Annotated in this window: 21 protein-coding genes; 1 reads left to right on the plus strand and 20 read right to left on the minus strand. The window is 72.7% G+C overall.

Annotation, left to right across the window (positions count from 1 at the left end):
- From ABD345_RS27490 to ABD345_RS27560, 15 genes are all read right to left on the minus strand, one after another.
- Positions 1–462 (minus strand): hypothetical protein, encoded by a 462-nt coding sequence (locus tag ABD345_RS27490; RefSeq protein ID WP_344555711.1) that lies wholly within the window; start codon positions 460–462, stop codon positions 1–3.
- Positions 459–896 (minus strand): hypothetical protein, encoded by a 438-nt coding sequence (locus tag ABD345_RS27495; protein WP_344555712.1) that lies wholly within the window; start codon positions 894–896, stop codon positions 459–461. Before ABD345_RS27495 ends, ABD345_RS27490 begins: the two co-directional genes overlap by 4 nt.
- On the minus strand, positions 896–1,327 hold the full coding sequence (locus ABD345_RS27500; protein ID WP_344555713.1) for an HK97 gp10 family phage protein: 432 nt from the start codon (positions 1,325–1,327) through the stop codon (positions 896–898). The genes ABD345_RS27495 and ABD345_RS27500 overlap by 1 nt, the downstream gene beginning before the upstream one ends.
- Positions 1,327–2,016 (minus strand): hypothetical protein, encoded by a 690-nt coding sequence (locus ABD345_RS27505; protein ID WP_344555714.1) that lies wholly within the window; start codon positions 2,014–2,016, stop codon positions 1,327–1,329. The genes ABD345_RS27500 and ABD345_RS27505 overlap by 1 nt, the downstream gene beginning before the upstream one ends.
- A 6-nt stretch (positions 2,017–2,022) precedes the next feature.
- Complete coding sequence (locus tag ABD345_RS27510) at positions 2,023–2,292, minus strand: hypothetical protein (protein ID WP_344555716.1); 270 nt, start codon at positions 2,290–2,292, stop codon at positions 2,023–2,025.
- Entirely contained in the window at positions 2,292–2,522 is a 231-nt protein-coding gene (locus ABD345_RS27515) for a hypothetical protein (RefSeq protein ID WP_344555718.1), read from the minus strand. The genes ABD345_RS27510 and ABD345_RS27515 overlap by 1 nt, the downstream gene beginning before the upstream one ends.
- Complete coding sequence (locus ABD345_RS27520) at positions 2,522–3,835, minus strand: phage major capsid protein (RefSeq protein ID WP_344555720.1); 1,314 nt, start codon at positions 3,833–3,835, stop codon at positions 2,522–2,524. The genes ABD345_RS27515 and ABD345_RS27520 overlap by 1 nt, the downstream gene beginning before the upstream one ends.
- 200 nt (positions 3,836–4,035) lie before the next feature.
- The gene (locus tag ABD345_RS27525) at positions 4,036–4,668 is read right to left on the minus strand and encodes an HK97 family phage prohead protease (protein WP_344555722.1); all 633 of its coding nucleotides are present in this window, start codon (positions 4,666–4,668) and stop codon (positions 4,036–4,038) included.
- Positions 4,668–5,006, minus strand: coding sequence for a hypothetical protein (locus tag ABD345_RS27530; RefSeq protein ID WP_344555723.1), 339 nt, complete (start codon positions 5,004–5,006; stop codon positions 4,668–4,670). Before ABD345_RS27530 ends, ABD345_RS27525 begins: the two co-directional genes overlap by 1 nt.
- On the minus strand, positions 5,006–7,291 hold the full coding sequence (locus ABD345_RS27535) for a phage portal protein (RefSeq protein ID WP_344555725.1): 2,286 nt from the start codon (positions 7,289–7,291) through the stop codon (positions 5,006–5,008). Before ABD345_RS27535 ends, ABD345_RS27530 begins: the two co-directional genes overlap by 1 nt.
- 13 nt (positions 7,292–7,304) lie before the next feature.
- Positions 7,305–8,654 carry a phage terminase large subunit family protein gene (locus tag ABD345_RS27540; RefSeq protein WP_344555727.1) on the minus strand — a complete coding sequence of 450 codons (1,350 nt, stop codon included), beginning with the start codon at positions 8,652–8,654 and terminating at the stop codon, positions 7,305–7,307.
- A complete protein-coding gene (locus tag ABD345_RS27545; RefSeq protein WP_344555729.1) occupies positions 8,651–9,082 on the minus strand; it encodes a helix-turn-helix domain-containing protein in 432 nt (143 codons plus the stop codon). The genes ABD345_RS27540 and ABD345_RS27545 overlap by 4 nt, the downstream gene beginning before the upstream one ends.
- 78 nt (positions 9,083–9,160) lie before the next feature.
- Positions 9,161–9,313 carry a hypothetical protein gene (locus tag ABD345_RS27550; RefSeq protein WP_344555731.1) on the minus strand — a complete coding sequence of 51 codons (153 nt, stop codon included), beginning with the start codon at positions 9,311–9,313 and terminating at the stop codon, positions 9,161–9,163.
- A gap of 63 nt (positions 9,314–9,376) precedes the next feature.
- On the minus strand, positions 9,377–9,700 hold the full coding sequence (locus ABD345_RS27555) for a DUF6221 family protein (RefSeq protein ID WP_344555733.1): 324 nt from the start codon (positions 9,698–9,700) through the stop codon (positions 9,377–9,379).
- Between the two features lie 62 nt (positions 9,701–9,762).
- Positions 9,763–10,551 carry a hypothetical protein gene (locus ABD345_RS27560; RefSeq protein WP_344555735.1) on the minus strand — a complete coding sequence of 263 codons (789 nt, stop codon included), beginning with the start codon at positions 10,549–10,551 and terminating at the stop codon, positions 9,763–9,765.
- A gap of 181 nt (positions 10,552–10,732) precedes the next feature.
- Here ABD345_RS27560 and ABD345_RS27565 point away from each other — a divergent pair, with 181 nt between their 5' ends.
- Positions 10,733–10,936: a hypothetical protein gene (locus ABD345_RS27565; protein ID WP_344555737.1), complete on the plus strand. Its 204-nt coding sequence runs from the start codon at positions 10,733–10,735 to the stop codon at positions 10,934–10,936.
- Between the two features lie 49 nt (positions 10,937–10,985).
- Here the strand turns inward: ABD345_RS27565 and ABD345_RS27570 are convergent, their stop codons facing one another.
- The 5 genes from ABD345_RS27570 to ABD345_RS27590 form a co-directional block, all read right to left on the minus strand.
- Positions 10,986–11,504 (minus strand): WhiB family transcriptional regulator, encoded by a 519-nt coding sequence (locus ABD345_RS27570; RefSeq protein ID WP_344555739.1) that lies wholly within the window; start codon positions 11,502–11,504, stop codon positions 10,986–10,988.
- 128 nt (positions 11,505–11,632) lie between these two features.
- A complete protein-coding gene (locus ABD345_RS27575) occupies positions 11,633–11,827 on the minus strand; it encodes a hypothetical protein (protein ID WP_344555741.1) in 195 nt (64 codons plus the stop codon).
- The gene (locus ABD345_RS27580; protein WP_344555742.1) at positions 11,824–11,949 is read right to left on the minus strand and encodes a hypothetical protein; all 126 of its coding nucleotides are present in this window, start codon (positions 11,947–11,949) and stop codon (positions 11,824–11,826) included. Before ABD345_RS27580 ends, ABD345_RS27575 begins: the two co-directional genes overlap by 4 nt.
- Positions 11,946–12,179: a hypothetical protein gene (locus ABD345_RS27585; RefSeq protein ID WP_344555744.1), complete on the minus strand. Its 234-nt coding sequence runs from the start codon at positions 12,177–12,179 to the stop codon at positions 11,946–11,948. The genes ABD345_RS27580 and ABD345_RS27585 overlap by 4 nt, the downstream gene beginning before the upstream one ends.
- Positions 12,180–12,226: 47 nt before the next feature.
- Entirely contained in the window at positions 12,227–12,499 is a 273-nt protein-coding gene (locus ABD345_RS27590; RefSeq protein ID WP_344555748.1) for a hypothetical protein, read from the minus strand.
- Positions 12,500–12,514 lie beyond the last annotated feature (15 nt).

Below are 12,514 nucleotides of genomic sequence, written 5' to 3' on the forward strand. Positions count from 1 at the left end.
TCAGTTCCCTTCGGGAGCGGTCGGGTCAGGGCCGGAGATCGGGTCCGAGAGCGGCGGCGCCGCCAGGTCGTCCGGGGCGGACAGGGCGATCAGCGGCACGTCCCCCGCCGCCGCAGTGGGCGGCCACAGCTCGGCCTGCATCGCCCCGACCGTGGACTGCACCGCGTCCGGCCACTGCCCCGCGTGGTCGAACCGGTCCGCGAGGGACTGCCACGGCAGCCAGCCACCCCACACGTACTGGTAGACGCCCGGCTGGCCAGGCTGCCCGGGGATCTGCACCATGCCGGTGCGGCCCGCGTACCAGTCGGGCAGCCGCCACGCGGGCCACTCCGGGGGCATGTCCTGTGGGGTGGGCGGGGCCCACATGCGCTGGTCGGCGCAGTACTCCTGGTCCAGCCAGGTGTGCCCGTCGGGGGTGGTTTCCGGGCCGGGGCCCGGGTCGGGTTCGGTGGGGGTGCTCACGGGCGCTCCAGGGTGCGGGTGACGAGGACGGTGATCGGGGTGCGGACGACGTTGTCGACGATGGGTTCGCGGCGGGCGGAGACGAACTGCACGCCGGAGACGTGGGACCCGGCGGGCCCGGCCTGGAACGGCCCGGAGCAGAGGCGGATCACGAGCGGCACGAGGTTGTAGTCCTCGGCGTTCGGCGCGCCGCCGGCGTCCTGGGTGCGGGCTTGCTGGACGACGTCGACCTGGACCATCTCCTGGATGACCAGTTCGCGGTCGGGGTCGCCGTAGTCGCCGTTCGCGGTGGGGTGGTTGATGTAGTTGGTGCCCTCCTGGACGACGATGTACGGGAGGGTCTGGCCCGGGCTGGCGCCGTCGCGGACGACGGGGACGGGGGCGACCTGCGGGCCGAGCCAGGTGCGGAACGCCCCGGCGGTGGTGGCGGCCATCAGCGGACCCCCTTGGCGTGGGCGCGCAACAGCTCCTCGGCGCGCAGGATCGCCGGGCGCATGAACGGGTGCGGGGCGGTGCCGGGGTGGTTGACCTTCGCAACGGGGTGCGCGGCACCCGGCCAGAACAGGGCCTTCTTCTTGTTGGGCAGGATCACGTGCGGCGCGGTGCCGTACTCCACGTCCGCCGCGTACTCCACGTTCGTCCCGACCGCCACCGTGTAGGTGAACCGGCCGCCGCCTGCGGGGATCGCGCGGATGCTGGCGCGCAGGCGGCCGGTGTCCACCGGCGCCAGGGCCTTGGCGGTGTTGACCATGTCGTTCGCGACCCGGTCCATCACCCGCTGGGACTCACCACGCAGCCGGTCGAGGGCGTCCCGCAGCGCGCCTTGGAACGCCCCGCTGTCGACGTTGTACGACAGGCCGCCCATCACGCGCCGCCGATCAGCGTGTAGTCGTTGCGGTAGAGGGAGAGGAGGACGTCCGCCTGCGGAACGCCGGTGGTCGCGCGGGGCGTTGACGGCCCGTCACCCGTGTCATCGCTGGTGGCGGGTTCGATGACGACGTTGTTGCCCTCGTCGTCGACCTGGATCCCGCCCGGCGCGACCCCGCCACCCGCCGTACCCTGGCCCGTCGCCACCAGCTGCGACCACGCGGCGACCATCGCCGTCGCCAGGTCCACGCCGGGCGGCGGCGTGTCGTAGCCGAAGCTGCCGTCGACCAGCGCCGAGCTACCCCAGCGGCACCACAGGTTCGCCCAGCCGCCCGAGTACGACTCCGCGCCGGCCACCAGGTCGTCGTAGCCGTACTGCGCGAGCTGCACCGCGTCGACCTGCCCGAGGACCGAGCTGCTGGTGACCCGGTACGCGGTGGCCGGGATGGTGTGGTCGCTGTCGCCCGGGCCCGTGCCGAGACGCACCGCGCTGACCGTGCGCACGCGGCGCGGCAGGAGGATCAGCCCGGTCGGGCTGACCGTCCCGGCGACGGTCAGGTCGGTGGGCTCGAACGCCTGCTGCGTGTAGGCGTCGACAACGGCCTGGGCGCGGCTGATCCAGCCGATCACCTCGCCGTCGGTACCGGTGCAGCCAGCGGCGCGGGCCTGGGCGACAGTGCAGTACACGGGCCGTCAGCTCTCCGTCGACGGGTCGTCAGCGGCCGCCAGGGCGCGCGCCACGCTCTCGGTGACGAGCGCGCCCTTGGCGACGATCTGTACGGCGTAGCCGCCCGGGTGGGTGTGAACGACGGGGCCAACCGGCGCGCCGGTGCCGTCCGGGTCGAGCGCCCGGTAGGCGTCGTCCGGCGCGCTCTGGCCGACGTCCCAGCCGGTGCCGGCCGCGTACTCGCGGGGCCGAACAGCAGCCTGCTCGGTCTCGTCGGTGCTCTTGCGGGTGGTCATCAGCTGCCTCCGATCACGCCACGGGTGCGCAGCGCGGCGAGCAGGTTGTTGTAGGCGGTGGTGACGGCGGCCAGGTCGGCGAAGGTGCTGCCCTGGTTGTTGATCGTGGGCTTGGCGGTGCCGTCCATCAGGGCCAGGGAAGTGCCGATGACCCGCAGGTCGACGGTCTCCTGGCCGTCCTTGCGCGTGCCGCCCTTGACGAGCGTCACCTGCTGCTGGACGCCGGCCATTACGGCAGCGCCGCGAACGTGATCTTGACGAACGCGGCCGGCGTGTGGACCGCCACGTTCGCCCGGCGCTCAGCCAGGAGCACCAGCACGTTGTCGATGAAGAACGACGCGTGCGAGTCCGTCATCAGGAGCGTCACCCCCTGCCGCTCCCACAGGGTCGCCCCGGCGCGGAACCCGCCGAGCAGCGCCGTTCCCTGAGCCATCGCCACCGTGGTCACGACGGTCAGGCCCCACAGGCGCATCGCGGACGCCTGCTCGGTCACCGAGGTGATGACCCGGAACTGCCCGTTGGCGTCCGTGTCGAGCTCGATGTCTTGCCAGTCGAGGGGGTTCATGATGACCGAGTCCGGCGGGTACATCGCCAGTTCGGCCTGGGTGCGGGCCTTGCGGACGGTGATCAGCTTCGCGTCGGTGTTCCCGGAGCCCGGCTGGTAGGTGCCGATGCCGGGCGTGGTGAGGATTCCCTGCATCTCCGTCGTGCCGTTGCCGGTGAGGATCTGCCGGTCCATCAGGAAGTCGAGGCCGTAGGTCAGCCGGCCGTTGATGTAGCCCATCATCTGGGAGTTGTCGTCGGCCGTCTGCCTCGTGATGGGCACCCAGTGGGCGACGGTCTTCAGCGTGGTGGTGATGGTGTCGTACGAGAACGGCCCGGACTGGGGCTTGGTTGAGCCCTCGGCGACCACGGCAGCCTTGTTCCAGGTGCCGGAGCCGGTGACCGGGCCGGAGGTGTCGCGCAGGTACTCCAGCGTGGTGCCGTCCGAGGTCTGCCGGTCCAGGAGGTTGGCCACCAGGAGCGGGTAGTCCGGGTTCTGCGGGATGACGCCGGGGACGCGGTGGTTCTGCAGCGGGTAGGTGCTGGTGGTGACGGTGCCCGCGGGCATCGTGCGGTGCTCCACCGAGAACTTGCCGACCTTGCCGTTCTGCCGGAAGTGCGCGAGGGCGGCGGAGCGGACGAATGCCTCGGCGGCGGTGACCGGGTCCGGGACGGTGCCGTCCGGCTGCTGGCCGGGCTGGGTGGCGCGCTGCTGCCCCTCGCCCGGGGTGGGGACGGCCGCAGCCTGCAGGGCCCGGAGTCGGGCGTCGCGCTGCTGGGCGAGTTCGATCTGTCCGGTGATCTGGTCGGCGCGCTGGATCAGCTCGTCGACGTCACCGTCGTAGGAGTCGTCTGCGAGCAGGCGCATGACCTCGTCGCGCTGCTCTGTCAGGGTCGGTGCGCCACCGGCGATCGGAAAGATCGGGTAGCGGAGGGTGGGGTCCTCGCCCTGGTGCGCTCGGCCCCTGCGGGTACCGATCGCGCGGCGGGTGTTGCTCATCGCCGGGTCCTCTCGGGTCCGTGGGACGTGTGCACGCCCCAGTGGTCTGGGTGTGCGTCCGTCTTTCACGGCCGGTGGAGCGCCCCGGCGAGCCCGTGGCTTGTACGTCCGGTACGGGCGGCCCGGATGGGTAGCACGATAGGCAGGGTGCTGGCGGGGGCTGCCGGGCTAACCCCGGCCGGACCCCCGCCAGCGAGCCGTCAGCGGGCCGTCACGGCGAGTGCGAGGCGCGCGGCGGCGCGGCGGCGGGCAGTGCCCTGCGCGGCGAGGCGAGCCCGCTCGGCGGCGACCTGGGTATCCAGGCCGTCCAGGGGGGAGTCGTCGAACAGCGCCCCGAGCGCGGCCCGGACGGTCTTCAGCTTCGACCCCGGGACGGCGGCCATGCGGGCGGTGATCTGCGAGACCTCCACCAACCGGGCCCCGCGGATATTCGCCAGCGTCTCCTTGTAGTCCTCCTCCGAGAGCTGCGCGAGCTTCTCGAACGGCGGCAGGTCGGTGCGCACGAACCCGACGGACAGCTCGGGCGCGCTCCCGGACCGGGCCATCGTCCGGGCGTCCCGACCCGCCGCGGTGTCGTCGTACCGACCCGCGATGTGCAGGCCGTCGTCCCGCTCCTCGGCGGTGAACACCCCGACGGGCTGCGCCGGGTCGTGCATGAACAGCATCGCGTACTGGCCCTTCAGGCCGCCCTTGCGGAACGCCCGCGGGTGGAACGTGGTGCCGTACGAGTCGACGACGCCGTACCGGCAGGCCAGGCCCTCGAACGTGCCGTCCTCGCCGTCGGCGACGCGCCACTGCACGTCGCCCAGCTGCCGCAGCTCCAACTCGGCCATCAGCTCTTCCCCTCCAGCTTGTGCTGGGCGTAGACCTCCGCCACGCCGTCCATCACCGTGCGGTGCGACAGGGACAGCCGCGGCGCGTACCGGTACACCGCGCGTCCCCGGTCGTCGCGGCCGTCGTACTCGTAGACGATTCGGCCGCCGCCGAACGTCATGTGCCTGGGCAGTTCGCCGTCCGGGTCCGGGCGGACCGCGATGTCCGTCTTGCCGTCGAACGGGCCGCGGCGGACCTCAGCGTACGGGACGCCGGGCGGGCAGTACGCGCCCTGGTACTGGGCGGCGCCGGCGGGTTGGAGGATCGCGGGGACCTCGCCGCGCAGGAGGGTGGCCATCAGTTCTCCTCGTACTCGAACAGCAGGGTGCACCTGCAGTTGATCGACTGGTTGGCGGGCGCGGCCGGGTCACCGGGCCACCTGGACTGGCTGGCCGTGAAGCGCTTGTTCAGCGGTACCACGTCGCCGTTCGCGAGCCGGTGCGACTGCCGGGTCCGCGCATCGTTGGTGGCCAGCCACTTCTTGCGGACCGCGCCCGAGTCGAGCGCCGCCGAGAGCGCCGCAGCGTTGTACGCCCCGACCGTCTCGGTGCGCGCGATCATCTCCGCCCGGTAGTCGCTGAGGTCGGTAAACACCTTCTGCAGCCGCGCCCGAAGCTTCGCCACCGACTCGCCCTGCTCAACACCGTGCTGCAGCAGCTGCGCCTCCAGCGCGCGCTGCGTCGTCCCGGTGATCTGCCCGGCCAGCTCGTCCACCCGGTCCGCCAACGCCTGGGCGACATCGGGCTGGTCGACGTCGAACCCGTCCTGCACGCCCTGTCCGCCGCGCTTCGCCGCCCGGCGGATGAACGGCGTCAGCGCCTCGGCCGTCCGCTTCCGCCAGTACCGCGGGTCGAACAGGTCCCGGGCCTTGATGCGCTGCTCCCAGCCGTCCGGGCCGGATGCCAGCTCCAACTCGGACATCTCGGCGGCCGGCACCTGCTCGCCGTCCGGGGCCGCGAGCCGAACCCGGCCTTCGACCGCGAGCGCCGCGGCCTGCGTCAGCAGGGTGGCCAGCCAGTCGGCGCTGCGCTGGGGCTTGGCCATCAGCCGGTCGAAGTCGCGCAGCACCGCGGCCTGCTGCTCCTTCGCGAGGCGCCGCACGGCGGCCCGGCCCTCAGCCTCGATCGCGTCGTAGTCGGCCTGCACCTGCGCCACGGACGGCCCGACGGTGCCGCGGGTCAGCTCCAGCCGGGGCGCGGGCACGGCCGGGAGCACGCCGCGGACGGCCGTCAACGCCCTGGTGACGGCCCGCTCGACCACCGCATCAAGGTCCGGGGCGAGCGCCTGCGACCAGTCGACGTCCCACGCCCGGTCACCGGACGCCGCGGCCTGCCCCTGCACCGGGGCGAACTGCGCCCGGTACGGCGTCAGGGTGTGCTGGCCGAGGCCGTCCGGGAGCGGGCCGAGGCCGAGCTGCGCCCGGCCCTCGTCGATCATCATCAGGTCCGCGTACGTGCTGGCGCGCACGCGGTTGGCCACGGAGTCCTGGGAGTCCTGCAGCGCGGTGACGGAGTCGTAGTCCCAGGTGGCGTCCTCGGCCTCGGACGGCAGCAGGCGCAGGTCGACCTCGGACGCGATGATGTCGAGCTTCGGCTTGATCGTGTCGGACCAGAGCGTGGTCTTGGCGCTCTGCTGGTTGTTGTACGTGGACTGCCCGAACAGGTAGTCGTGCGGCACCCCGAACGCGAGCGCCACCTCCGAGGCGTTCGCGACGCGGGACTCCAGGTAGTCCATCTCCTCGGCAGTCAGCCCGACGCGGGCGTACGAGACGCCCTTGCCGGAGCCGCCGGGCGGGGACGCGACGAGGAGGTTCCGGCCGGCGTTCGCCGGGCCCTGCATCTCGGCGCGCCACGCGGCCTTCGCCTGCAGGTAGCTGGTCTCGTTCATCTCACCGAGGTAGATCACGCCCGTCGGCGACGCGCCGTTCTGGTACGAGGAGCGCTGCCACTCCCGGGCGAACGCGTCCATGTCCACGGCGTGGCGTGCCGCCTTCCACGGGGCGAGGCAGCCCAGCGGGTCGAACGGGTGCGGGTAGCGCAGCCACAGCACCTCTTCGGGGAGCAGCGGAATCCGCTGCCCGTCCGCCCGATTGACGACGAACCCGAGCAGGTCGCCGGGGGTGGGCTGGTCCGCGGCCGGCTTGTCGACGACCGGCTGTACCGGGTCGTAGATGATGTACGCGCCCTGCACGGGCCCGAGGCGGGTCTCGCCGCGGTCAAGGTAGACGAGGCTCTGCCCGGCCAACTCGCCCTGCTGGAGGATCACGTTCTTGAAAACCAGCGCGGACATGTGGGGGTTGGGCTTCTTGTTGAACAGCTGGGACACCCAGTGGCCCTGGATCACCTCGCCCTCGCCGTTGCGCACCACCATGTCGATGCTGGACCCGTTGTCGGCGATCGCCGCGACGCACCGGTACGCGACCGCGGAGTGGGAGTAGCCGCGGGACTCCGGGTCGAGGTTGAGGGTTACGGCGGAGCCGGTGCTGAAGCTGATGGGGCGCCGGTCCCTGAGCGCGTCCAGGGCGGCGCCGGGCGCGGCGGCGCGGCGGCCTCGGGCGCGGCTGGGCTGGTGACGGCGTCCCACGGGCGGTCTCCTCTCAGGCCACGGCGGCGAAGTTGCCGGCCGGGGCGAGCATGAGTTCGGTCAGGGCCCAGACGAGGGCGTCGAGGCGGTCGGGGGAGGCGTCGCCGGCGACCCAGGTGGCGAGCTGGTCCTCCAAGGTGGAGTGCCCGCCGACGAGGTGCGCGGCGTGCTGCTCGAAGAGGGCGGCGACGGGCTCGGCCCGGGTGGTCTTGCCGTGGCTGGCGCGCACGGTGCGGTAGTTGACGGTCGGGTCGACCTGCCGCACGACGGTGCCGATCCAGTCGCCGCCGTTGTTGACCTCCGCAACGATCGCGTCCGCCTGGTGGGCGTGGTACGCCTGCACGGCGCGGCGCACGGCGTCCAGCGGCGGCATCCGGCCGGACAGGTCGTCCAGGACGTAGCCGTGCTGCCGGGTCGTGCCGTTGCGGTCGGGGATCGCGGCGGCGGAGCGGCCGGCCACGATGATGCCCATCTCGTCGGACTCGGCGTTGGAGGTGGCGGCGGGGTCGACGGCGACGACGATCCGGGACATCGGCGGGGCCGCGCCGACCCGGGTCGCGTCCAGCAGAGCGAACGACCAGAGCGCGCCCTCGATGTCGGTGAGCAGCTCGCCGTCGAGTTCCTGGCGCTCCATGCGGGTGCCGGCGTACTTCGCGACCAGCTTGTCCCGCATCATCTGCGGCAGGTGGTGGGCGTCGCGGGTCCGGCCCCGGGTGGTGAGGACGTCCTCGCGGGCGAGCAGGTCGACGATATCCCGGCGCGGCTTCGGGGTGGTCGAGGCGATGTAGTGCGGGCGGGGCCCGACGCGCAGGCCCATCGCGGAGTGGGTGAGCGCGGGGCCAAGGTGCCGCATCGCGGCGGCCTCCTCCAGCCAGACGAGGCACCTGTTGCCGCCGGAGCGCAGGCGCTCCACGTCGTCGGGGGTGTGCGCGCCGAAGAGCTTCGCCTCGGCACCGCTGGGCCAGCGCACGTACGTGCCACCGACGGTCGTGCGCAGCACCACCCGCGGGTCGTGGGCCTTGAGCCCTGACGGCCCGTTGACGGCCGACTCGACCGCGTCACCCTGCGTCGGCGCGATGATCGACATGCGGTGCCCGCCGGGCAACCTGGGGTCGCACGGCGGCCCGTTGACGTGGCTCACCATGTACCGGGCGCAGCCGTCGGTCTTCCCGGTGCCGCGGCCGCCGAGCTGCAGCCACATGCCGTGCGTCTCGACCTCGCCGGGGCAGACCTGCCACGGATACGGCGTCCACGACGACCAGCGGGCCTCCCACGCGCGGCGCGCCAGCTCGCCCTCCAGCAGCTCCAGTTCCTCGGGGGTGAGCTGCTGGATCTCGGCGAGCACGTCGGGGGCGATCGTCACTGCCCGGACCCGGCTGCTTCGGCGAGCTGCTCCGCGAGCTGCATCACCCGGGAGACCCGCTCGTTGGTCAGCTCCGCCTTGATCTGGACGGGCGCATCGAGGCCGAAGAGGCGAGCATGCCGGTCGAGGGCTTTCAGCACGACCTCGGCAGCCCGGGCGTCACCGGCAGCGACCTTCGGGAGCAGGCCCTCCAGCACGGTTTCGATGACGACGATCTGCTCGCCGACGAGGGCGTCGCGGTCGGTAGCGGTCTCGCGGGCGCGTTCGATCAGGGCGTCCTGGACGTAGCGCCACGCGGTCTTCCGGTTGACGCCGAGGTGCTCGCCGATGGCGACGTAGGACATGCCGGTGCGGCGCAGCTCCACGGCGGTGTGTCGCCGGAACTGCACTTCGGTGGTGCTCGCGGAGTTGTTGTTCGGTGCGCCCATCGTGCTGCCTCCCTGGTGGGCAGGGTAGGCAGGCGGGCGGTGGGGGCTGCCGGGCTAACCCGGGGTGGGCCCGGGTTGCTACTCGGTGTGCGTGGTGGTCTTGGTGCGGCGGCCGATGATGGCGGCGATGGGCCAGCCGGTGATGGCCCAGAGGCCGGCGGTGATGATGGTGAGGAACAGGTGCAGGCCGTGGTTGGCGCCTCGGCGGGTGACGACGGTGGTTTTGGTCATGGGTGACAGCCTGCCGGGCGGGTGCGGGGCACGTGGTGGGTGTTGCCGAGCTGTGACCGTCGGTCATGCCTGAGGCGCCCACCCGGGCTGGTAGTCGGGGTGGGCGGCGTACGGCAGGACGAGGCACTGAACCGCGTCTTCCAAGCCGTATTCACGGCCGCCATCGACACTGTCGGGGAGGCCCAACGAATTCCTCTTCGCCCAGTACTCGTACTTGTCCAGGATCCGCCGCTTGGCGTCGACCTCGGCCATGGCCCGCGAGGGGTCGAAGGGCGTGCCGTGGTAGCGCTCGGAGGTGACGTCTCCCTTGTTCCAGCTTGCGCGGATGACGTCGGAGTCCTCGTCCAGGCGCGCGCGGAGAAACTCCAGCAGACCGTCGGTACTCACGTTGGTGTCCTCTCCGTCGCGCTGGCCGCCCCGCGTCCCGGGGCGGCCAGCAGGGAATCAGGCTACGGGCCGACGGCGGCCAGCCGCCGCACCGGCTCCTCCGGCAGCAGGCGCAGCTCTGGCTCGGCCTCCTCGACCAGCCGCCGCAACGTCCCCCGGATGAACCCGTCCGAACGCAACTCCAGCCCGGCGGTCGCGATCGCGTCGCGCATGCTGCTGGTGGACGGCCGGTACCCGCCCGCGTACAGGCTGCGGATCACGGTGCAGCGCGGGTCCGAGTAGGCGACAGGAACATGCGGCGCGGCCGCAGGCCGAGGCGGAACCGCCGAGACGGGGCTGGACGGGGCGCCTGCGGGCACGGCCTCCGCCGGGGTCTGCTCGACCTGGGAGAACCGGCGGGGCGTCAACTGGCCCGTGGCAGGCGTGGTAGCGGGAACCGGCGTCGCGGCGAGGTGCAGCAGGTGCCCGACCACCGCCGGGGGCACCGCCGAGATCAACGCGATCAACCACGCCTGGTTGCCCTGCATGTGCCCCTGCTCGATCAGGTGCGCACCGATCTGCGCGGCGAGCGCCAGAGCGATGGCGAGACCGGCCCCGAGGATCGCGGAGACCCGACCGCGCGCGCCCTTCGGGCGGGAAGCGGCGACGACAGCGGCGATGCCCGCGTACGCGGACAGGGCGGCCGGCATGCCGTACGCCCAAGGGTCGGACCAGCCCGCGAGGCGGGCCAGCTGGTACTCGCCGGGGGCGCACATCGCGAGGGCCAGGGCGAGAACGACGGGGCGGCCGGCGGTGGTTGCGGTGCGCGCGTACCAGGGGGCGCGGGCGCCGGTAGGCTGGGCGGTAGCCATGGAGGTGCTTCTCCTTGGTCAGGGCCGGGCCGGGGCTGCGATCCCCGTGCCTGGCCCGCTCTGTTGTGTGGCCCGATCCTACCTGGTGGCGGGCCGTCAACGGGTGCTGCTCCCGTAGCCCTTGAGGCGGAGTTCCGTGAAACCCCGGCGCGCCCGCGCCGGAACGTGGTTGCCTGGTCACATGTCGAACACACTTGACGGCACCGCCACTGAGCGGGCCACCGCGTACACCCGAGGCGTCCTGCACGGCGCGCTGCACGAGCTGCTGGTCAGCGAGGGCGTCGCCGAGGACCGAGTCCACGGCCTGATCGTCAGGTTTTTCGAGCGGGTCGACGGCGAGCTGGCGAAGGGCGTGGCGGACTCCATCCGCAACACCGAGGCGTAGCACGTGCAGCGGGCGGTAGCAGGAGCTTCCTGCCACCGCCCTTCTGTTGCTACGCCGCGTGCCGGTACCAGTTCTTCCCGGTCTCTGCGGTGTGCGCCGCCAAGCAGGGCGGGCACGCGGGGATCCCGAGCTTCAGGTGTAGTCGGTACCCGTACCGCGTCGGGCCGCCGGGTCGCTGGTGTTCTTCGATCAGCCGTGCGGCCCGGGCGGCGCGGGTTCGTTCGGCGCGGGCGGTGTCGCAGCGGTCGCACTGCTCGCCGCGGGCGGCGTGGCGGCGGTGGGCTGTTTCGGTGCCGCAGTCGTCGTACTCCTCGTCGCGGGTGATGCGGCGTCGGTCGGGGAGTTCGGTGCGGGGGGTGCCGCGGTCTTCGTCGGTTCGGCCGGCCCAGGTGCCCCACTCGCGGTGGGTGGTGGCCCAGGTGTCGCAGGCGGTTCGGATCGGGCAACGGGCGCAGAGTTCGGCGGCCTGGTCGGCGGTGCCGGGTTCGTCGAAGAGGTGAGCGTTGCCGACGCAGGGGAGGACGCCGGTGGTGCTGTCGGTGCGGGGTACGAAGTGGGGCAGTTGCATGGCGGTGTCCTCGGCTCGATACTCGGCGTTGGAGACCGTGGTTGGCTTCCTGAAGAGGGCCAACCCCCGACTGGTGCTTGCCGGCTGCATAGGGGGTGGGGCCCTCTTCGTTTGCCTGTTGGCGGGCGTCAGCGGGGCGTGGTCGGGTAGTTGGCGATGTCGGGGAGGTCGGTGCGGCCCATCGAGCGTCGGCGGCGGGCGAGGGCGCGGCGAGCAGCACGGTTCGGCCGGGGCTCGGGCTGCTCGTCGGTGACCGGCTGCTCGACGGGGCGGACGGTGGTGTTCCAGGTGTGGCCGGGGCGCGGGGTGTGCTCGGGGGTCACGGCTGTTCCTGGTCGGTCGGGTCGGCTGCTGCGCGGCAGAGGGCGAGGGTGAGGGCGAGCGGGACGACGGCCACGGTGGCGGTGAGGAGGAGCCAGCCGGCGGCGGCCAGGACGCGGGTCACTCGGCGGCCTCGGTGTCGGTGATGTCGTAGGAGATGAGCACGGCGCCGTCGGTGACGGTGATGGTGAGGGCGTCGTCGGGGAAGTCCTCGCCAACGCTGCGGCCGTGGTCGCGGAACCACCGGCCGGCTGCGGCGTCGAGGGCGGCGTGCAGGTCGGCGTGGTGGGCTGGGGTGGGAACGGCGTGGGTGACGCGGCGGAGGGTGGTCTCGGTGCGGGTCCAGCGGGCCATGTCGGGCTCCTGGGTTGGGCCGCCCCGGGGGGCGGCCGGATGGGTGGTCAGGCGGACGGGCCGTAGACGGGCAGGTGCGCGGTGCAGGGGCAGCCGACGACGGTGGAGTAGTGGGTCGCGTCGGGCAGGGCGAGCTCGCAGCCGATGCCGCGGATCTCGGGGTGGTCGTCGCCGGCGGGGATGACGGTGGTGGCGGCCTTCTCGCAGAGGCGCTTGCTGCAGCACTGGCAGTTCGGGCAGGGCTCGGGGTCGTGGGTGGGCCGCTGCCAGGTGTGGCCGTCGGGGGCGTTCAGTGTCGGGTCGTCGGTCCAGCGGGTCATGTCGCCTCCTGGGAT

The sequence above is a fragment of the Kitasatospora saccharophila genome, assembly GCF_039529925.1.
GTDB lineage: Bacteria > Actinomycetota > Actinomycetes > Streptomycetales > Streptomycetaceae > Kitasatospora > Kitasatospora saccharophila.